General features: G+C 61.0%; 29 protein-coding genes. All 29 read right to left on the reverse strand.

The annotated features are described in order from the left end of the window. Positions 1–40: 40 nt before the first annotated feature. The 29 genes from dsbD to rplD all read right to left on the reverse strand — a co-directional run bounded on the left by dsbD (position 41) and on the right by rplD (position 16,345). Positions 41–1,984 (reverse strand): protein-disulfide reductase DsbD, encoded by a 1,944-nt coding sequence (gene dsbD, locus A9975_RS19400; RefSeq protein ID WP_183034221.1) that lies wholly within the window; start codon positions 1,982–1,984, stop codon positions 41–43. 117 nt (positions 1,985–2,101) lie between these two features. After that, a complete protein-coding gene (cutA, locus tag A9975_RS19405; protein WP_183034205.1) occupies positions 2,102–2,446 on the reverse strand; it encodes a divalent-cation tolerance protein CutA in 345 nt (114 codons plus the stop codon). Between the two features lie 160 nt (positions 2,447–2,606). Beyond that, positions 2,607–3,002: a 50S ribosomal protein L17 gene (gene rplQ, locus A9975_RS19410; protein ID WP_006160427.1), complete on the reverse strand. Its 396-nt coding sequence runs from the start codon at positions 3,000–3,002 to the stop codon at positions 2,607–2,609. A gap of 161 nt (positions 3,003–3,163) precedes the next feature. After that, positions 3,164–4,144 carry a DNA-directed RNA polymerase subunit alpha gene (rpoA, locus tag A9975_RS19415; protein ID WP_006160428.1) on the reverse strand — a complete coding sequence of 327 codons (981 nt, stop codon included), beginning with the start codon at positions 4,142–4,144 and terminating at the stop codon, positions 3,164–3,166. A gap of 182 nt (positions 4,145–4,326) precedes the next feature. Further along, positions 4,327–4,950, reverse strand: a complete 624-nt coding sequence (rpsD, locus tag A9975_RS19420) for a 30S ribosomal protein S4 (RefSeq protein WP_006160429.1) — start codon at positions 4,948–4,950, stop codon at positions 4,327–4,329. 308 nt (positions 4,951–5,258) lie between these two features. Then, the gene (gene rpsK / locus A9975_RS19425) at positions 5,259–5,660 is read right to left on the reverse strand and encodes a 30S ribosomal protein S11 (protein WP_006160430.1); all 402 of its coding nucleotides are present in this window, start codon (positions 5,658–5,660) and stop codon (positions 5,259–5,261) included. Between the two features lie 24 nt (positions 5,661–5,684). Further along, the gene (gene rpsM / locus A9975_RS19430; protein ID WP_006160431.1) at positions 5,685–6,050 is read right to left on the reverse strand and encodes a 30S ribosomal protein S13; all 366 of its coding nucleotides are present in this window, start codon (positions 6,048–6,050) and stop codon (positions 5,685–5,687) included. A 19-nt stretch (positions 6,051–6,069) separates the two neighbouring features. Next, positions 6,070–6,186 (reverse strand): 50S ribosomal protein L36, encoded by a 117-nt coding sequence (gene rpmJ / locus A9975_RS19435; protein ID WP_006160433.1) that lies wholly within the window; start codon positions 6,184–6,186, stop codon positions 6,070–6,072. Between the two features lie 31 nt (positions 6,187–6,217). Then, complete coding sequence (infA, locus tag A9975_RS19440; protein ID WP_006160436.1) at positions 6,218–6,436, reverse strand: translation initiation factor IF-1; 219 nt, start codon at positions 6,434–6,436, stop codon at positions 6,218–6,220. Positions 6,437–6,459: 23 nt separating this feature from the next. Next, positions 6,460–7,803 (reverse strand): preprotein translocase subunit SecY, encoded by a 1,344-nt coding sequence (gene secY / locus A9975_RS19445; RefSeq protein WP_150985743.1) that lies wholly within the window; start codon positions 7,801–7,803, stop codon positions 6,460–6,462. Between the two features lie 48 nt (positions 7,804–7,851). Continuing rightward, positions 7,852–8,286, reverse strand: a complete 435-nt coding sequence (rplO, locus tag A9975_RS19450) for a 50S ribosomal protein L15 (RefSeq protein WP_006160439.1) — start codon at positions 8,284–8,286, stop codon at positions 7,852–7,854. A 22-nt stretch (positions 8,287–8,308) separates the two neighbouring features. Next, the gene (gene rpmD, locus A9975_RS19455) at positions 8,309–8,491 is read right to left on the reverse strand and encodes a 50S ribosomal protein L30 (protein WP_006160440.1); all 183 of its coding nucleotides are present in this window, start codon (positions 8,489–8,491) and stop codon (positions 8,309–8,311) included. Positions 8,492–8,504: 13 nt separating this feature from the next. Further along, complete coding sequence (gene rpsE / locus A9975_RS19460) at positions 8,505–9,023, reverse strand: 30S ribosomal protein S5 (protein ID WP_006160449.1); 519 nt, start codon at positions 9,021–9,023, stop codon at positions 8,505–8,507. Positions 9,024–9,044: 21 nt separating this feature from the next. Continuing rightward, positions 9,045–9,401: a 50S ribosomal protein L18 gene (gene rplR / locus A9975_RS19465; RefSeq protein ID WP_043350338.1), complete on the reverse strand. Its 357-nt coding sequence runs from the start codon at positions 9,399–9,401 to the stop codon at positions 9,045–9,047. Positions 9,402–9,412: 11 nt separating this feature from the next. Next, on the reverse strand, positions 9,413–9,946 hold the full coding sequence (rplF, locus tag A9975_RS19470) for a 50S ribosomal protein L6 (RefSeq protein WP_035870753.1): 534 nt from the start codon (positions 9,944–9,946) through the stop codon (positions 9,413–9,415). 10 nt (positions 9,947–9,956) lie between these two features. Then, on the reverse strand, positions 9,957–10,352 hold the full coding sequence (gene rpsH / locus A9975_RS19475; protein WP_006160454.1) for a 30S ribosomal protein S8: 396 nt from the start codon (positions 10,350–10,352) through the stop codon (positions 9,957–9,959). A 27-nt stretch (positions 10,353–10,379) separates the two neighbouring features. Further along, entirely contained in the window at positions 10,380–10,685 is a 306-nt protein-coding gene (gene rpsN, locus A9975_RS19480) for a 30S ribosomal protein S14 (protein ID WP_006160456.1), read from the reverse strand. Positions 10,686–10,694: 9 nt separating this feature from the next. Continuing rightward, the gene (rplE, locus tag A9975_RS19485; RefSeq protein WP_006160458.1) at positions 10,695–11,237 is read right to left on the reverse strand and encodes a 50S ribosomal protein L5; all 543 of its coding nucleotides are present in this window, start codon (positions 11,235–11,237) and stop codon (positions 10,695–10,697) included. 25 nt (positions 11,238–11,262) lie between these two features. Further along, positions 11,263–11,571, reverse strand: coding sequence for a 50S ribosomal protein L24 (rplX, locus tag A9975_RS19490; protein WP_043350346.1), 309 nt, complete (start codon positions 11,569–11,571; stop codon positions 11,263–11,265). Between the two features lie 9 nt (positions 11,572–11,580). Next, positions 11,581–11,949: a 50S ribosomal protein L14 gene (rplN, locus tag A9975_RS19495; RefSeq protein ID WP_017225233.1), complete on the reverse strand. Its 369-nt coding sequence runs from the start codon at positions 11,947–11,949 to the stop codon at positions 11,581–11,583. Between the two features lie 276 nt (positions 11,950–12,225). Further along, positions 12,226–12,504 (reverse strand): 30S ribosomal protein S17, encoded by a 279-nt coding sequence (gene rpsQ, locus A9975_RS19500; protein ID WP_006160462.1) that lies wholly within the window; start codon positions 12,502–12,504, stop codon positions 12,226–12,228. Then, positions 12,501–12,695 (reverse strand): 50S ribosomal protein L29, encoded by a 195-nt coding sequence (gene rpmC / locus A9975_RS19505; RefSeq protein ID WP_006160464.1) that lies wholly within the window; start codon positions 12,693–12,695, stop codon positions 12,501–12,503. Before rpmC ends, rpsQ begins: the two co-directional genes overlap by 4 nt. A gap of 11 nt (positions 12,696–12,706) precedes the next feature. Beyond that, positions 12,707–13,123, reverse strand: a complete 417-nt coding sequence (gene rplP, locus A9975_RS19510) for a 50S ribosomal protein L16 (protein WP_006160465.1) — start codon at positions 13,121–13,123, stop codon at positions 12,707–12,709. A 2-nt stretch (positions 13,124–13,125) separates the two neighbouring features. Continuing rightward, positions 13,126–13,935, reverse strand: a complete 810-nt coding sequence (gene rpsC / locus A9975_RS19515) for a 30S ribosomal protein S3 (RefSeq protein ID WP_150985744.1) — start codon at positions 13,933–13,935, stop codon at positions 13,126–13,128. A 9-nt stretch (positions 13,936–13,944) separates the two neighbouring features. Next, complete coding sequence (rplV, locus tag A9975_RS19520) at positions 13,945–14,274, reverse strand: 50S ribosomal protein L22 (protein ID WP_006160469.1); 330 nt, start codon at positions 14,272–14,274, stop codon at positions 13,945–13,947. A 9-nt stretch (positions 14,275–14,283) separates the two neighbouring features. Continuing rightward, the gene (gene rpsS / locus A9975_RS19525; protein WP_006160471.1) at positions 14,284–14,559 is read right to left on the reverse strand and encodes a 30S ribosomal protein S19; all 276 of its coding nucleotides are present in this window, start codon (positions 14,557–14,559) and stop codon (positions 14,284–14,286) included. A 21-nt stretch (positions 14,560–14,580) separates the two neighbouring features. After that, entirely contained in the window at positions 14,581–15,411 is an 831-nt protein-coding gene (gene rplB / locus A9975_RS19530) for a 50S ribosomal protein L2 (RefSeq protein WP_043350353.1), read from the reverse strand. 2 nt (positions 15,412–15,413) lie between these two features. Continuing rightward, positions 15,414–15,728 carry a 50S ribosomal protein L23 gene (gene rplW, locus A9975_RS19535; RefSeq protein WP_006160473.1) on the reverse strand — a complete coding sequence of 105 codons (315 nt, stop codon included), beginning with the start codon at positions 15,726–15,728 and terminating at the stop codon, positions 15,414–15,416. Then, positions 15,725–16,345 carry a 50S ribosomal protein L4 gene (gene rplD / locus A9975_RS19540; RefSeq protein ID WP_006160474.1) on the reverse strand — a complete coding sequence of 207 codons (621 nt, stop codon included), beginning with the start codon at positions 16,343–16,345 and terminating at the stop codon, positions 15,725–15,727. The genes rplW and rplD overlap by 4 nt, the downstream gene beginning before the upstream one ends. Positions 16,346–16,355: the final 10 nt, after the last annotated feature.

A 16,355-nucleotide genomic window follows, 5' to 3' on the forward strand; every position in this document is an offset into this window, starting at 1 on the left:
TTCGGAGCATCGGGTATTTCAGGTATGTCTCAGGCGTGTCTCAGGTATTCGCTTTGGTATCGAGTGCGCGCGACAGCGTGTCGAGAAACCGCGTGGCCGGCTGATAGCCGATCGCGCGGACCGGCCGCTCGCGCCCGTCGGCGCCGTACAGGATGATGCCCGGGGGGCCGAACAGGCCGAAGCGCTTTAGCAGCGCGCGGTCATCGGCGTTGTTCCGGGTGACATCCGCCTGCAGCATCACGACCTCGGACAGCCGCGCCCGTACGCGCTCATCGGTAAAAGTGAAGCGCTCCATCTCCTTGCAGCTCACGCACCAGTCCGCATAAAAATCGAGCAGCACCGGCTTGCCGGCGGCGGCGGCCTGCGCCACGCGCGCGTCGAGCTCCGCAACCGAGCGGACCCGCTCGAACCGTAGCTCGGACGCGCCGCCGGTCGCCGCTTCCGGCGCCGAGCGCGCGGCGCTCAGGTGCGCCAGCGGCTGCAGGGGGTCCCGGCCGCCGGATGCCAGCCCGACCAGGAGGATGGCGCCTGCCAGCGCCGCCAGCAGGCCCAGGCCCTTGCTTACCCTGGCCAAGCCATGCGCATCTGGGCCGAGTGAATCGAAGGCGCTCAGGAAGACAGCACCAACCAGCAGCAGCGCAGCCCAGCCCGCCATCAGTGCCCACGCGGGCAGCACCGGGCTCACCATCCAGAGCGCCACGCCCAGCAGCAGGAAGCCAAAGAAGCGCTTGGTCGTCTCCATCCAGCGCCCGGCGCGCGGCAGCAGGTTGCCCGCCCCCACGCCCACCAGCACCAGCGGCACGCCCATGCCGAGCGCCATGGCAAACAACGCACCGCCGCCGACCACGGCATCACCAGTGCGCGCGATATAGGCCAGCGCGCCGGCCAGTGGCGCCGTCACGCACGGCCCGACGATCAGCGCGGAGATCGCGCCCATGGCTGCGGCACCAGCAAGCTGCCCGCCCTGGCGGCGGTTGGACGATGCCGTCAGCCGGGTCTGCCAGTGCTGCGGCAGCTGCAACTCATAGAGACCGAACATGGACAGCGACAGCGCCACCATCAGCAGCGCAAAGGCAACCAGCACCCAGGGCGCCTGCAGCGCCGCCGAGAGGCCCTCACCGAGCAGGCCCGCCGCCACGCCGATCCCCGTGTAGACCACTGCCATGCCGAGCACATAGGACAGCGAGACCAGCAAGGCGCGCTTGCGCGTGACGTGCTCGCCCACCACGATCGACGACAGGATGGGCACCATCGGCAACACGCATGGCGTGAAGGTCAGCAGCAGGCCCAGGCCGAAGAACAGCGCGGCGATCACGCCGAGGTTGCGGCTGGCCAGGGCGCCAGCGATGCGGTCGTTCTCGTCGGCCGTGGCGGCCAGCAGGGCGGAGGAGGGGCCGGCCGCGTCGCCGCTTGCGGCGGGCGGGCTATTGCCGATGCTGCTGGAGTCCGCCGGTGCCCGCTTGCCGAACAGTCCGTCAAGCACACCACCGCCGACCTTGAACACACTTTCCTGCGGCGGATAGCACAGGCCTTTGTCGGCACAGCCCTGGGAAGTCACCACCAGCGACCATTTACCGTCGGCCGGTGCAGACTCCACCGGCACGCGGATGGTCAGCCCGCCGTGATAGGTTTCCATCTCCTTGCCGAACGTCTCGTCGAACTTGACCTTGCCGGGCGGGAACACCGGCGCACCCAGCTTGACGGACGCAGGCTGCGCCGCAAAGGCAAAACGATCGCGGTAGAGGTAATAGCCATCCGCCACGTCGAAGCGAACTTCGATCGTCTTCGCATCGGCCTGATGGGCAGCAAACCGGAAGGCCTGTTCCGGTGGTAGGAAGTCGTCATCGGCGGCATGCGCCACGCCAGCGAGGCACAGCCAGAGCGAGGCCAGCAGCATGATCAGTAGCTGCACTGCGGCACTATGCCGCACGGCTTGCCCGTCCCCCCAGCCATCCGAGGCGTTCGCGCTCACACCGAAACTCATGCCCTGCCTTTGAAATGTCATTCGTTGTATCCGCATTGCGCTCGCATCATCGTGCCGGTCCCCGGCCGCGGTGCCTATTGCCAGCATCAGTTTGAGTCGGCGCAGCAACCACTATCCTTACGCACTGTCGCCTTCGTCCGTGGTCGTTCGGGTTTCGTGCGCCACCCAGGCCAGATACGGCGCGAATCCCGCGACCAGCGGCATCGCCACGATCTCAGGCACCTCGTAGGGGTGCGCTAGCCGAATCGCTGCCTCCAGCGCGGCATAACGCTCCTGGGTGGTTTTGATCAGCAGTGGCCACTCGCGTGCGCTTTCGATCTCACCTTGCCACCAGTACTCGGACTCGCACGGCGCCAGCCGGTTCACACATGCCGCCAGCCTCGACTCCAGCACGGCCCTTGCCACACGCCCCGCGGACTCCGCGTCCGGCAGCGATGTCATCACCAAGATTGCTTCGCTCATCAGATCGTCCTCCCAGGCCACAGGCTGCCCCGCGGCCAGACTCCGGCGCACCGGCCCCGGAAAACAAAAGAGCCAGGCATGTAGCCTGGCTCGATTGTAAGCGGTGTCCGCGCGGCTCGCCGCGACCAACGGTCGCAAGCGTGCCGGGACGGAATCTTCCTTATTCGCCTGCTTCTTCAGCCGGCGCTTCGGTGATTTCCGGGCGGTCAACCAGTTCGACCAGCGCCATCGGCGCATTGTCGCCCTGGCGGAAACCGAACTTCAGGATACGGGTGTAGCCACCCGGACGCGCGTTGTAACGCGGGCCGAGTTCGTTGAACAGCTTGGTGACCATGTCGCGGTCGCGCAGACGGGCGAAAGCCAGGCGGCGGTTGGCAACGGTGTCCTTCTTGGCCAGCGTGATCAGGGGCTCGACAACCTTGCGCAGTTCCTTGGCCTTGGGCAGGGTGGTCTTGATCAGCTCGTGCTGGAACAGCGAGTTGGACATGTTGCGCAGCATCGCGAGGCGGTGCGACGAGGTGCGGTTCAGTTTCCGCAAACCATGACGGTGACGCATGATGATTCCTTTATTGCAATGTTTGACCAGCTCTTCTATCGCTTGGCCGGAGCAATCTCCGGTTCGGCGCGGGCCGGTAGTCTATTAAGGCAGCCGGCACATGCCGGTCGCCGCGATGACCTGGCGCGGCGGCTGGACAAGCCCGCCACCGCGCCTGGCTATTACTTCTCCAGCCCTGCGGGCGGCCAGTTCTCGAGCTTCATGCCGAGGGTCAGGCCGCGCGAAGCCAGCACTTCCTTGATTTCGTTGAGCGACTTGCGACCCAGATTCGGGGTCTTGAGCAGCTCATTCTCGGTACGCTGGATCAGGTCGCCGATGTAGTAGATGTTTTCGGCCTTCAGGCAGTTGGCCGAACGCACGGTCAGCTCCAGGTCGTCGACCGGGCGCAGCAGGATCGGATCGATCTGCGGCGTACGGCTCGAAGCGGCTTCCGCCGACGACTCGGTGCCTTCCAGCGCGGCGAACACCGACAACTGGTCGACCAGGATGCGCGCCGATTGACGAATCGCTTCTTCGGGCGAAATCACGCCGTCGGTTTCGATGTTCATCACCAGCTTGTCGAGGTCGGTACGCTGTTCCACACGAGCCGATTCGACTGCGTACGAAACGCGGCGCACCGGCGAGAACGAAGCGTCCAGCACGATGCGGCCAATGACCTTGCCCGCTTCGTCGCCGAACTTGCGCACGTTGCCCGGCACATAACCACGGCCTTGTTCGACCTTGATCTGCATATCGAGCTTGCCGCCGGCCGACAGGTGAGCGATCACGTGGCCGGGGTTGATGATCTCGACATCGTGGGGCAGCTCGATATCGGCAGCCGTCACAACGCCTTCGCCTTCCTTGCGCAGCGAGACCGTGACTTCGTCGCGGTTGTGCAGCTTGAAGACCACACCCTTCAGATTCAGCAGCAGGTTGACTACGTCTTCCTGCACGCCATCGATGGTGGAGTACTCATGGACCACCCCAGCGATCGTGACTTCGGTCGGCGCATAACCGACCATCGACGACAGCAGCACGCGACGCAGGGCGTTACCGAGCGTATGGCCATAGCCACGCTCGAACGGCTCCATCACGACCTTCGCGTGATGGTCGCCGAGCGGCTCCACGGCAATAATTTTAGGCTTGAGTAGTGCTGTTTGCATTAGGTTGTCCTTTTCAATACCCTCGGCTCGTTACACCGATAAGGCTGACGTTTGGAACCTGAAAATCCCATCGCACGATGGGCAATAAGCCCGACGCGCGGCAGCGCGTCGGGCTGAATGTGAAGCTTGGCGGGAAACGCAAGCCTCTGGCCGTTCGATGGTGTCGGTCAGAATTCGAGTGATTAACGCGAATACAACTCGACGATCAGGCTTTCGTTGATGTCACCCGAGATATCGGCGCGATCCGGCACTTGCTTGAAGGTGCCTTCGAACTTCTTCGCGTCCACGGCAACCCATGCCGGGAAACCCGATTGCTCAGCCAGCGACAGCGCTTCGGCGATACGGACTTGCTTCTTCGACTGCTCGCGGATGGTGATGACGTCACCAGCCTTGACTTGCGCCGACGGCACGTTCAGGGCTTGACCGTTCAGCAGGATCGCCTTGTGCGACACCAGCTGGCGCGCTTCAGCGCGGGTCGAGCCAAAGCCCATGCGGTACACGACGTTGTCCAGGCGCGATTCCAGCAGTTGCAGCAGCTTCTCGCCGGTGTTGCCCTTGCGGCGATCGGCTTCAGCGAAGTAGCGGCGGAACTGACGCTCGAGCACGCCATAGATACGCTTGACCTTCTGCTTTTCGCGCAGTTGGTTGCCGTAGTCGGAGGTGCGAGCACCCGAGGTGCGGCCGTGCTGGCCCGGCTTGCTGTCCAGCTTGCACTTGTCTGCAAGCGAGCGGCGTGCGCTCTTCAGGAACAGGTCGGTACCTTCACGACGGGAGAGTTTGGCCTTCGGGCCGATATAACGTGCCACTTTATCTTCCTTCCTGATCGATCGCGGCGCCTTGTTTGACGCGCCGCGAGTCCGCCTTCTCCGTCCGTTCGAGGGACGCGTGAGTGGCAGACGGTGGGCTTATCCAGCGCATTCCCCAAAAGGGCATGCGCAAAAGCATATGACTGACTACTAGCATCGGGCGACGGGCCATCAAGCCAATCACCAGACACAAAAACGCAAAACGAAAACCTGCCGCAAAGCATATGCAGCAGGTCAACGTGCGATGTTACCACACCGGGCAGAGGGCGAGGAAGACCTCACCCGCGGCCCGGGTATCACACCGGCGCTTAGATCCGACGACGCTTGGGCGGACGGCAGCCGTTGTGCGGCACTGGCGTCACGTCTTCGATAATCGAGATCTTGATGCCGAGCGCGTTCAACGCGCGCACAGCCGATTCACGGCCAGGGCCGGGGCCCTTGATGCGCACGTCCAGGTTCTTGATACCCTGGTCTTGCGCCACGCGGCCGGCGTTCTCTGCAGCAACCTGAGCTGCGAAGGGCGTCGACTTACGCGAACCCTTGAAGCCCTGGCCACCCGAGGTTGCCCATGCCAGGGCATTGCCCTGACGGTCGGTGATCGTGATGATGGTGTTGTTGAACGAAGCGTGGACGTGCGCAATGCCGTCGGCAACGTTCTTCTTGACCTTCTTACGCGCGCGCTGGGCGGCGTTATTCGGACCTTTTGCCATTAGTTTCTTCCTCTGCCTTCGGCTTTACTTCTTCAGAGCCACGCCGGCCTTACGCGGACCCTTGCGGGTACGGGCGTTGGTGCGGGTGCGCTGACCGCGCATCGGGAGACCCCTGCGGTGACGGACGCCACGATAGCAACCAAGGTCCATGAGACGCTTGATGTTCATCGTGGTTTCACGACGCAGGTCACCCTCAACCGTGGCCTTGGCTACTTCGTCACGAAGCTTTTCCAGGTCGCCGTCGGTCAGGTCCTTGACCTTCTTGTCAAAGGGAACGCCGGTGGCCACGCAAATCTTGCGGGCGCGCGAGCGGCCGATACCGTAAATAGCCGTCAGGCCGATCTCGGTATGCTTATGGTTCGGGATGTTAACCCCTGCGATACGTGCCATTCGTCAATCCTCTTTCCGATTAGCCTTGGCGTTGCTTGTGGCGGGGATCCGACGAGCAGATCACGCGCACGACACCGTTGCGCTTGATAACTTTGCAGTTGCGGCAAATGCGCTTAACAGAAGCCAGCACTTTCATGATTTTCCTCTTCCTTCAATTCCTGTTCGCTTCACTTCGTCCGAAAGACGATGCGCGCGCGTGACAGATCATATGGGGTCAGTTCAACCGTCACCCGATCACCCGGAAGAATCCGGATGTAGTTCATTCGCATCTTGCCGGAGATATGGCCCAGCACTACATGGCCGTTTTCCAGTTTGACGCGGAACGTCGCGTTGGGGAGGTTTTCCAGGACCTCCCCCTGCATCTGGATGACGTCGTCTTTTGCCATACCTAGCCTGTACCGACCCGGCTTCAGCGCAAGGTCAGATTACCCTTGAAATTCGCTTTCTTCAGCAGGGACTCATATTGCTGCGACATGACATAGGACTGGACCTGGGCCATGAAGTCCATCGTGACGACCACGATGATCAGCAACGAGGTTCCGCCAAAATAGAACGGAACGTTCCAGCGCAGTACCAGGAATTCCGGCAACAGGCAGACCAGTGTGATGTAGATCGCACCAGCCAGCGTCAGACGGACAAGAATCTTGTCGATGTAGCGCGTCGTCTGCTCGCCCGGACGAATGCCCGGAATGAAGGCACCGCTTTTCTTCAGGTTATCCGCGACTTCCCGGCTGTTGTACACAAGAGCCGTATAGAAGAAGCAGAAAAATATAATTGCAGCAGCGTACAGCAGGATGTAGACCGGCTGTCCCGGCGAAAGCGTCGCAGCCAGGTCCTTGATGAACCGGCCGGCAGCGCTCGTCGAGTCAGACGTGAACCAGCCCGCGATGGTCGCCGGGAACAGGATGATCGACGATGCGAAGATCGGCGGAATCACCCCTGCCATGTTCAGCTTCAGCGGCAGGTGCGACGATTGACCGCCATACACCTTGTTGCCGACCTGACGCTTGGCATAGTTCACCAGGATCTTGCGCTGGCCACGCTCGACAAACACCACGGCGAAGGTAACACCGGCGATGATTGCCACGATCAGGATCGAAGCAATGATGCTCATGGAACCAGTGCGAACCAGTTCGAAGAGCCCGCCGATCGCGTTGGGCAAGCCCGCTGCGATACCGCCGAAGATGATGATCGAGATACCGTTGCCCAGACCCCGCTCGGTGATCTGCTCACCCAGCCACATCAGGAACATCGTACCGGTCACCAGCGTGATCACTGCCGTAGCCCGGAACAACAGGCCCGGATCGATCACCAGACCAGGCTGAGATTCCAGCGCGACTGCAATCGACAGCGCCTGGAAGGTGGCCAGAACCACCGTGCCGTAGCGCGTGTACTGCGTGATCTTGCGTTGACCCGCCTGCCCTTCCTTCTTCAACGACTCCAGCTGCGGCAGCACGATCGTCAGCAATTGCATGATGATCGACGCCGAGATGTACGGCATGATGCCGAGCGCGAAGACGGTAAAGCGCGACAGCGCACCGCCCGAGAACAGGTTGAACATCCCGAGGATGCCACCTGACTGACTCTGGAAAAGCTTCGCAAGCTGTTCCGGATCAATTCCCGGCACCGGAATATGCGCTCCGATGCGGTACACGATCAGGGCCAGCACCAGGAACATCAGCCGGCGCTTCAGGTCGCCGTACTTCGCCGTGTTCTTGGCTTGCGTGCTTGCATTGGGTTTCGCCGTGGCCAAACGATGCTCCGACTGTGACTCGCCTATGCTGCGAAATCTGCTGCTAAATTACGCCGCGATCTGACCGCCGGCGGCTTCGATCGCAGCCTTGGCACCAGCGGTGGCGCCCAGACCCTTGATCGTAACCTTGCGGGTCAGCTCACCAGCCTTGATGACCTTGGCGCTCTTTGCCAGCTCAGCCACCAGGCCAGCTTGCTTCAGAACCAGCAGGTCCACCTCGGTGGCTTCCAGGCGCTCGATATCACGCAGGGTGACTTCGGCGTTGAAGGCCTTCGTCAGCGACGTGAAGCCACGCTTCGGCAGGCGACGATACAGCGGCATCTGACCGCCTTCGAAGCCGACCTTGTGGAAGCCGCCCGAACGCGACTTCTGACCCTTGTGACCACGGCCGGCAGTCTTGCCCAGGCCGGAGCCGATACCGCGGCCGACGCGACGCTTGGCGTGCTTCGAACCGTCAGCCGGTTTCAGGTTGTTGAGTTGCATCTTGCTCTCCGTGTCCCGGGACTCAGGCCAGAACCTTGACCAGGTACGAGACCTTGTTGATCATGCCGCGCACGGCGGGCGTGTCCTGCAGCTCCGACACCGAATTGATACGGCGCAGGCCCAGGCCACGGACGGTGGCGCGATGATCCTCGCGCGTGCCGATCAGGCTGCGCACGAGTTGCACTTTTACGGTTTGTTGCGACATTTCGTCCGACTCCTTAACCGAGGATGTCTTCAACAGACTTGCCACGCTTTGCGGCGATCTCGCCCGGCGTGCTCATCTTTTGAAGACCGTCCAGCGTGGCGCGAACCATGTTGTACGGATTGGTGGAGCCGTGCGACTTGGTCACGACGTTGGTCACGCCCATCACTTCGAAAATCGCGCGCATCGGGCCACCAGCGATCACGCCGGTACCTTCCTTGGCGGGCATCATCAGCACCTTGGCGGCGCCGTGCTTGCCAACGACTTCGTGTTGCAGCGTGCCGTTCTTCAGCGAGACCTTGACCATCTTGCGACGGGCTTCGTCCATTGCCTTCTGAACCGCAACCGGCACTTCCTTAGCCTTGCCCTTGCCCATGCCGATGCGGCCATCGCCGTCACCAACCACGGTCAGCGCAGCGAAACCGAGAATCCGGCCACCCTTCACCACCTTGGTGACGCGGTTGACCGAGATCATCTTCTCGCGGAGGCCGTCGTCGCGTTCGTCCTGCTGGACTTTTGCTTGCATTTTTGCCATGACGTATCTCTCTATGTGCGCTTAGAACTTAAGGCCGGCTTCGCGTGCTGCGTCAGCCAGTGCCTTCACGCGACCATGGAAGCGGAAGCCGCCGCGATCGAACGCAACGGTTTCCACGCCAGCTGCCTTCGCCTTTTCGGCGATGCGCTTGCCAATCAGGGTCGCGGCGGCTGCGGTAGCACCGCTGCCGGTCAGTTCCTTGCGCACTTCTGCCTCGGCGGTCGAAGCCGATGCCAGCACTTGCGTGCCGCACGGCGAGTAGACCTGGGCGTAAATATGCGAATTCGTACGGAACACGGTCAGACGGTTGATCTTCAACTCCGCGATTTTGGCGCGGGTCTGACGTGCACGGCGCAAACGAGCGTCTTTCTTGTTCATGATTGCACCCCTTACTTCTTCTTGGTTTCCTTCAGGATGACGCGCTCGTCCGAGTAGCGAACGCCCTTGCCCTTATAGGGCTCAGGCGGACGGTACGCGCGGACTTCCGCAGCCACCTGACCGACTTTCTGCTTGTCCGCACCCTTGATGATGATCTCGGTCTGCGTGGGCGTTGTCGCCGTCACGCCTTCCGGCATCGCATGGATCACGTCGTGCGAGAAACCAAGCTGGAGCTTCAGCGCAGTACCTTGCAGCTGGGCACGATAGCCCACGCCGACCAGGTTAAGCTTGCGCTCGAAACCGGCGGTTACACCCTTGACCATATTGGCCACCAGGGCGCGCATGGTGCCCTGCAGTGCGTTTGCTTCGCGCGATTCGTCGACCGGGGCAAAGGTCAGCGTGTCGTTTTCGACATTGACCTTGACCAGGCTGTGAATCGGCTGCGTCAGCGTGCCGAGCGGGCCCTTAACGGAGAGCACGCCAGCCGCCACATTGACTTCTGCGCCTTTGGGCAGCGCGATGGGAGCCTTACCTACACGGGACATGGTCTACTCCTTACGCGACGTAGCAAAGAACTTCGCCGCCCACGCCAGTGGCACGTGCCTTGCGATCGGTCATCAGACCCTGGGGGGTCGAGATGATTGCGACGCCGAGGCCGTTCATCACTTGGGGGATGTCGCTGCGGCCCTTGTACACGCGCAGACCAGGCTTCGAGACGCGTTCAATGCGCTCGATGACCGGACGGCCAGCGTAGTACTTCAGACCGATGCTCAGTTGTGCCTTGCCGCCTTCTTCTTTCACGGCGTAGTCGTCGATGTAGCCTTCGTCCTTGAGGACCTTGGCGATTGCCACTTTCAGCTTCGACGACGGCATGACAACCGACACTTTCTGCACGCCTTGGGCGTTGCGGATGCGCGTCAGCATATCGGCGATAGGATCGCTCATGCTCATACTGTTTCTCCTGTAGCCTGTGCGTAATTACCAGCTGGCTTTCGTCAGACCCGGGATTTCGCCACGGAAGGCGATTTCACGGATCTTATTACGCGCCAGGCCAAACTTGCGGAAGGTACCGCGGGGACGACCGGTGATCGCGCAGCGGTTACGCTGGCGGGTCGGATTCGCGTTGCGCGGGAGCTGCTGCAGCTCGAGACGCGCGCTATAACGCTCTTCTTCCGACTTCTCTTGGTCGTCGATAATGGCCTTGAGGGTCGCACGCTTGTCGGCATACTTTGCCACGAGCCTAGCGCGCTTCTTCTCACGTTCAATCAGAGCCAATTTAGCCACGGTTACCCCTTAATTACGGAACGGGAACTTGAATGCTGCGAGGAGTGCCTTGGCTTCCTCGTCATTCTTCGCCGTCGTCGTGATGCTGATGTTCAGACCACGCAGTGCGTCGATCTTGTCGTACTCAATTTCGGGGAAAATGATCTGCTCTTTCACACCGATGTTGTAGTTGCCACGACCATCGAACGAGCGGCCCGAAACACCACGGAAGTCACGCACGCGCGGCAGGGCCACGGTCACGAGACGATCCAGGAATTCGAACATGCGTTCGCCGCGCAGCGTCACCATCGCGCCGATGGGATAACCCTGGCGGATCTTGAAGCCGGCGATTGCCTTCTTGGCCTTGGTCACCACCGGCTTTTGGCCGGCGATCTTGGTCAGGTCGCCCACGGCCAGCTCAATGACCTTCTTGTCATTGATGGCTTCGCCAAGGCCCATGTTCAGGGTGATCTTGGTGATACGCGGCACTTCCATGACCGACTTGAAGCCGAATTGTTCGATCAGCTTCGGTACTACTTGTTCTTTGTAAAACTCTTGCAGACGTGCAGTCATGCTCAACTCCTATCTGTGCCCAGAATCAAGCTGCCACGACGGCACCGGTGGTCTTCAGCACGCGTACACGCTTGCCGTCTTCCACCTTGATGCCGACGCGCGACGGCTTGCCATTGGCATCCACGAGCGCAACGTTAGAAATATGCAGCGGCATGACCTTGTCGACCACACCACCGGTGGTGCCCAGCATGGGGTTCGGACGTGCGTGCTTCTTGGCAACGTTGACGCCTTCCACCACAACCTTCTCGCCGAGCATGGCTTGCACGGTGCCGCGCTTGCCCTTGTCTTTTCCGGTCAGGACGATGACTTCGTCGCCTTTACGAATCTTGTTCATGGCGGCTCCTTACAGCACTTCCGGCGCGAGCGACACAATCTTCATGAAGCGCTCGGTACGGAGTTCACGAGTCACCGGCCCGAAAATACGGGTGCCGATCGGCTCGAGCTTGGTGTTCAGCAAGACAGCGGCATTGCTGTCGAACTTGACGAGCGAACCATCAGCGCGACGCACGCCCTTGGCGGTGCGCACGACGACGGCGTTGTAAATATCGCCCTTCTTCACGCGACCGCGCGGCGCTGCGTCCTTAACGGTCACCTTGATGATGTCGCCCACGCTCGCATAGCGGCGCTTGGACCCACCCAGCACTTTGATGCACAGAACTTCGCGCGCACCAGTGTTATCGGCTACTTCGAGCCGGCTTTCTGTCTGAATCATGGTGTTATCTTCCCAACTTAATCCACCGGGCAACGCCCGCCGGTCAGTCTTGGTCCCGTCAGCCCCTGGCTTTGCGCCAGCAACCGTTTGGGTTGATCAACTTTGAAGTCGGTAGTTACCAGGCGGCCTGAACATGGTTAATCAGGAGCCGCTCGGCTAGGTTCGCTTCACCGATTCGCCGGGGTGATACAACTAAGGCGAATGCAACAAAGCGGAAGTCCAGGATTATAGCACATAACCCTGGACTCGCAAGTCAACCGAAAACCGTGTGGTTTTTTAGATGACGCGCGCAGCTTCGACCAGACGGGAAACCACCCAGGACTTGGTCCGCGACAGCGGACGCGTTTCCTGGATCTCGACCTTGTCGCCTTCCTTGTACTGGTTGGCTTCGTCGTGTGCGTGGTACTTCTTGGAACGCAGCACGTACTTGCCGTACAGAGGATGCTTGACGCGGTTTTCGATCAAGACCGTGACGGTCTTGTCCATCTTGTCGCTAACTACCCGACCGACCAGCGTGCGGCGAAGCGACGATTCCGTTTGTGCAGTTTCAGTCATTTCGAGGTCGCCTTTTCGTTCAGCACGGTTTGCACCCGCGCGATGTCCTTGCGCACCTTCTTCAGCTGGCTGGTGTTCTGCAGCTGTTGGGTGGCCTTTTGCATGCGCAGGCTAAATTGGGCCTTCAGCAGCTCGGAGAGCTCCTGGTTCAGCCCTGCGGCATCTTTGCCGCGAAGTTCGGATGCTTTCATCCCTGCTCTCCTTACGTCCCGACCTGGCGCACCACGAAATTGGTAGCGATCGGCAGCTTGGCGGCGGCAAGGCGGAACGCCTCACGAGCCAGCTCTTCCGTCACGCCATCCATTTCGTACAGCATCTTGCCCGGCTGGATTTCTGCCACGTAGTATTCCGGATTACCCTTACCGTTACCCATACGGACTTCGGCGGGCTTCTTCGAGATCGGCTTGTCCGGGAAAATCCGGATCCAGATGCGGCCGCCACGCTTGATGTGGCGGGTCATCGCACGACGTGCCGACTCGATCTGACGAGCCGTCAGACGACCACGGCCCATCGCCTTCAGGCCGAATTCGCCGAAAGACACGGCGTTGCCACGGGTAGCCTTACCCGTGTTGCGGCCTTTCTGCTCCTTGCGGTATTTTCTGCGCTTAGGTTGCAGCATCGTTATTCTCCACTCTTCGCATCTGCGCCAGGAGCGCGGCGACCTGCACCGGCGCCCGCGCCACCGCGGCGGTTGCCACCCGGACGGCCGCCTTCGCCTTCACGGCGACGACCATCAGGACGACCACCACCCGGACGACGACGACGATCGTCTTGCGGCTCTTCCACCACCGGCGCATCGTTGCGGCCGAGGTGATCACCCTTGTAGACCCACACCTTGACACCAATGATGCCGTAGGTGGTTTCTGCTTCGGAGAAGCCGTAGTCGATGTCGGCGCGCAGGGTGTGCAGGGGCACACGACCTTCGCGATACCACTCGGTACGAGCGATTTCGATGCCGTTCAGACGACCGGCGCTCATGATCTTGATGCCCTGGGCACCGAGGCGCATCGCGTTCTGCATCGCGCGCTTCATTGCGCGGCGGAACATGATACGGCGCTCGAGCTGCTGGGTGATCGAGTCGGCGATCAGCTGCGCATCGGTTTCCGGCTTGCGGATTTCCTCGATGTTCACGTGCACGGGCACACCCATGCGGCGTTGCAGCTCGGCCTTGAGCAGTTCGATGTCCTCACCCTTCTTGCCGATCACCACGCCCGGACGCGAGCTATAAATGGTGAGACGTGCATTGCGGGCGGGGCGCTCGATCACGACGCGGCCAACCGAAGCGTTCTTGAGCTTCTTCTTCAGAAACTCGCGAACTTCGATGTCTTCCTTCAGCATGCCGGCGAACTTCGTGTTGTTGGCGTACCAACGCGAAGCCCAGTTACGGCTGACGGCCAGACGGAAGCCAGTCGGATGAATCTTCTGTCCCATCGTGACTCCTTAGTTGCCGAGCGTCACAGTGATGTGACAAGTTTGTTTCTCGATGCGGTTGCCGCGGCCCTTTGCTCGTGCCGTGAAACGCTTGAGCGAGGTTGCCTTGTCGACGAAGATGGTCTTGACCTTCAGTTCGTCGATGTCGGCGCCTTCGTTGTGCTCGGCGTTGGCGATGGCCGATTCGACCACCTTCTTCACGATGACGGCCGCCTTTTTCGGGCTGAACGTCAGGACGTTGAGCGCGCGTTCGATCGGCAGACCGCGGATCTGGTCAGCGACCAGGCGCGTTTTCTGGGCGGAGATGCGGGCACCGCGATGAATCGCTTTCACTTCCATGATGGCACCTTACCTCTTCGCTTTCTTGTCAGCCGCGTGGCCCTTGAACGTACGCGTGAGCGCAAATTCACCGAGCTTGTGGCCAACCATGTTTTCCGAAACATACACCGGCACGTGTTGACGGCCGTTATGTACGGCGATCGTCAGGCCGATGAAGTCCGGCAGAATGGTCGAGCGACGCGACCAAGTCTTGATGGGCTTCTTGTCCTTGCCGGCTGAGGCCGCTTCCACCTTTTTCAGCAGGTGGGCGTCACAGAACGGACCCTTTTTTGCGGAACGTGTCATGTCTAGGCTCCTACCTACCGATTAACGCTTGTGGCGGCGCTGCACGATCATGCTGGCAGTGCGCTTGTTGCTGCGGGTACGGTAACCCTTAGCCGGGGTACCCCACGGCGAAACGGGGTCACGACCAGCAGCGGTCTTGCCTTCACCACCACCGTGCGGGTGGTCCACCGGGTTCATCACAACGCCGCGAACCGTCGGGCGGATACCGCGCCAACGATTTGCACCGGCCTTGCCGATGACGCGCAGGCTATGCTCTTCGTTACCGACTTCACCGATGGTGGCGCGGCATTCGATGTGAACGCGACGCACTTCACCGGAGCGCAGGCGAACCTGAGCGTAGATGCCTTCACGAGCCAGCAGCACAGCGGAACCGCCAGCGGCGCGAGCGATCTGAGCGCCCTTGCCCGGCAGCATTTCCACGCAGTGGATGGTGGTACCAACCGGAATGTTGCGGATCGGCAGGTTGTTACCCGACTTGATCGCAGCTTCCGAGCCGTTCATCAACGCTTGGCCAACTACCATGCCCTTGGTGGCAATGATGTAGCGGCGCTCGCCGTCGGCGAACAGCACCAGCGCGATATTGGCGCTGCGGTTCGGATCGTATTCCAGGCGCTCGACCTTGGCGGCGATGCCGTCCTTGTCGTTGCGCTTGAAGTCGACCACGCGGTAATGGTGCTTATGACCACCGCCCTTGTGGCGGGTGGTGATGTGACCGTTATTGTTACGACCCGACTTCTGGAATTGCTTTTCCAGCAGCGGAGCGTGGGGCGCGCCCTTGTGCAGGTTGTGGTTAACAACCTTTACCATGGAGCGACGGCCCGGGGACGTCGGCTTGGTCTTGACGAGTGCCATGATTACTTGGCCTCCGCTTCAAAATTGATTTCCTGACCCGGCTTGAGCGAAACGTAAGCCTTCTTCACGTGGTTGCGACGCCCCATGAAACGGCCAAAACGCTTTTGCTTGCCCTTTTGGTTCAGGATCTGAACGGACTGCACCTCGACCTTGAACAGCAGTTCGACCGCCGCCTTCACGTCTGCCTTGTTGGCATCGCGAGCAACTTCGAACACGACTTGTTCGTTCTTGTCGGCGACCAGGGTTGCCTTTTCGGAAACCACCGGCGCGAGCAGCACCTGCATCAAACGATGATCGTTCTTGGCTACTTGCGTCATTTCAGCAACTCCTCGATCTGCGCGACGGCTGCCTTGGTCACCAGCACCTTCTTGTAGTGCACGAGCGACAGCGGGTCAGCCTGGCGCGGCTCGACAACCGCCACGTGCGGCAGATTGCGCGAAGCCAGGTAGAGGTTTTCGTCGAGGCTGTCGGTGATGATCAGCACCGAGTCCAGGCCCATGGCCTTGAACTTGTCGGCCAAGAGCTTGGTCTTGGGCGCATCGACGGTGAAACCGTCCACCACGTTGATACGACCTTCACGTGCGAGCTGCGAGTAAATCGAGCGCATGCCGGCACGGAACATCTTCTTGTTGACCTTCTGCGTGAAGTTCTCTTCCGGCGAATTCGGGAAGATACGGCCGCCCCCGCGCCACAGCGGCGAGGAAGACATACCGGCACGGGCGCGACCCGTACCCTTCTGGCGCCAAGGCTTCTTGGTCGTGTGCTTGACCTCTTCACGGTCCTTCTGCTTACGGTTACCGCTGCGAGCGTTAGCCTGGTAAGCGACGACGACCTGGTGAACGAGGGCTTCGTTGTAGTCACGGCCGAAGACTTCGGGCGAGGCGTCAACGCCTGCACCGATCTGGCCATTGTCCTGGAGGAGCTTGAGTTCCATTGATTCGCTC

Source organism: Cupriavidus sp. UME77 (assembly GCF_014170355.1).
Lineage (GTDB): Bacteria > Pseudomonadota > Gammaproteobacteria > Burkholderiales > Burkholderiaceae > Cupriavidus > Cupriavidus basilensis.

Bases quoted from the DNA above. Each gene is read 5' to 3' on its own strand.
- dsbD (WP_183034221.1), bottom strand. From the start codon at position 1,984: ATGAGTTTCGGTGTGAGCGCGAACGCCTCGGATGGCTGGGGGGACGGG.
- cutA (WP_183034205.1), bottom strand. From the start codon at position 2,446: ATGAGCGAAGCAATCTTGGTGATGACATCGCTGCCGGACGCGGAGTCC.
- rplQ (WP_006160427.1), bottom strand. From the start codon at position 3,002: ATGCGTCACCGTCATGGTTTGCGGAAACTGAACCGCACCTCGTCGCAC.
- rpoA (WP_006160428.1), bottom strand. From the start codon at position 4,144: ATGCAAACAGCACTACTCAAGCCTAAAATTATTGCCGTGGAGCCGCTC.
- rpsK (WP_006160430.1), bottom strand. From the start codon at position 5,660: ATGGCAAAAGGTCCGAATAACGCCGCCCAGCGCGCGCGTAAGAAGGTC.
- rpsM (WP_006160431.1), bottom strand. From the start codon at position 6,050: ATGGCACGTATCGCAGGGGTTAACATCCCGAACCATAAGCATACCGAG.
- rpmJ (WP_006160433.1), bottom strand. From the start codon at position 6,186: ATGAAAGTGCTGGCTTCTGTTAAGCGCATTTGCCGCAACTGCAAAGTT.
- infA (WP_006160436.1), bottom strand. From the start codon at position 6,436: ATGGCAAAAGACGACGTCATCCAGATGCAGGGGGAGGTCCTGGAAAAC.
- rplO (WP_006160439.1), bottom strand. From the start codon at position 8,286: ATGCAACTCAACAACCTGAAACCGGCTGACGGTTCGAAGCACGCCAAG.
- rpmD (WP_006160440.1), bottom strand. From the start codon at position 8,491: ATGTCGCAACAAACCGTAAAAGTGCAACTCGTGCGCAGCCTGATCGGC.
- rpsE (WP_006160449.1), bottom strand. From the start codon at position 9,023: ATGGCAAAAATGCAAGCAAAAGTCCAGCAGGACGAACGCGACGACGGC.
- rplR (WP_043350338.1), bottom strand. From the start codon at position 9,401: ATGAACAAGAAAGACGCTCGTTTGCGCCGTGCACGTCAGACCCGCGCC.
- rplF (WP_035870753.1), bottom strand. From the start codon at position 9,946: ATGTCCCGTGTAGGTAAGGCTCCCATCGCGCTGCCCAAAGGCGCAGAA.
- rpsH (WP_006160454.1), bottom strand. From the start codon at position 10,352: ATGAGCATGAGCGATCCTATCGCCGATATGCTGACGCGCATCCGCAAC.
- rplE (WP_006160458.1), bottom strand. From the start codon at position 11,237: ATGACTGCACGTCTGCAAGAGTTTTACAAAGAACAAGTAGTACCGAAG.
- rplX (WP_043350346.1), bottom strand. From the start codon at position 11,571: ATGAACAAGATTCGTAAAGGCGACGAAGTCATCGTCCTGACCGGAAAA.
- rplN (WP_017225233.1), bottom strand. From the start codon at position 11,949: ATGATTCAGACAGAAAGCCGGCTCGAAGTAGCCGATAACACTGGTGCG.
- rpsQ (WP_006160462.1), bottom strand. From the start codon at position 12,504: ATGACTGAAACTGCACAAACGGAATCGTCGCTTCGCCGCACGCTGGTC.
- rpmC (WP_006160464.1), bottom strand. From the start codon at position 12,695: ATGAAAGCATCCGAACTTCGCGGCAAAGATGCCGCAGGGCTGAACCAG.
- rplP (WP_006160465.1), bottom strand. From the start codon at position 13,123: ATGCTGCAACCTAAGCGCAGAAAATACCGCAAGGAGCAGAAAGGCCGC.
- rpsC (WP_150985744.1), bottom strand. From the start codon at position 13,935: ATGGGACAGAAGATTCATCCGACTGGCTTCCGTCTGGCCGTCAGCCGT.
- rplV (WP_006160469.1), bottom strand. From the start codon at position 14,274: ATGGAAGTGAAAGCGATTCATCGCGGTGCCCGCATCTCCGCCCAGAAA.
- rpsS (WP_006160471.1), bottom strand. From the start codon at position 14,559: ATGACACGTTCCGCAAAAAAGGGTCCGTTCTGTGACGCCCACCTGCTG.
- rplB (WP_043350353.1), bottom strand. From the start codon at position 15,411: ATGGCACTCGTCAAGACCAAGCCGACGTCCCCGGGCCGTCGCTCCATG.
- rplW (WP_006160473.1), bottom strand. From the start codon at position 15,728: ATGACGCAAGTAGCCAAGAACGATCATCGTTTGATGCAGGTGCTGCTC.
- rplD (WP_006160474.1), bottom strand. From the start codon at position 16,345: ATGGAACTCAAGCTCCTCCAGGACAATGGCCAGATCGGTGCAGGCGTT.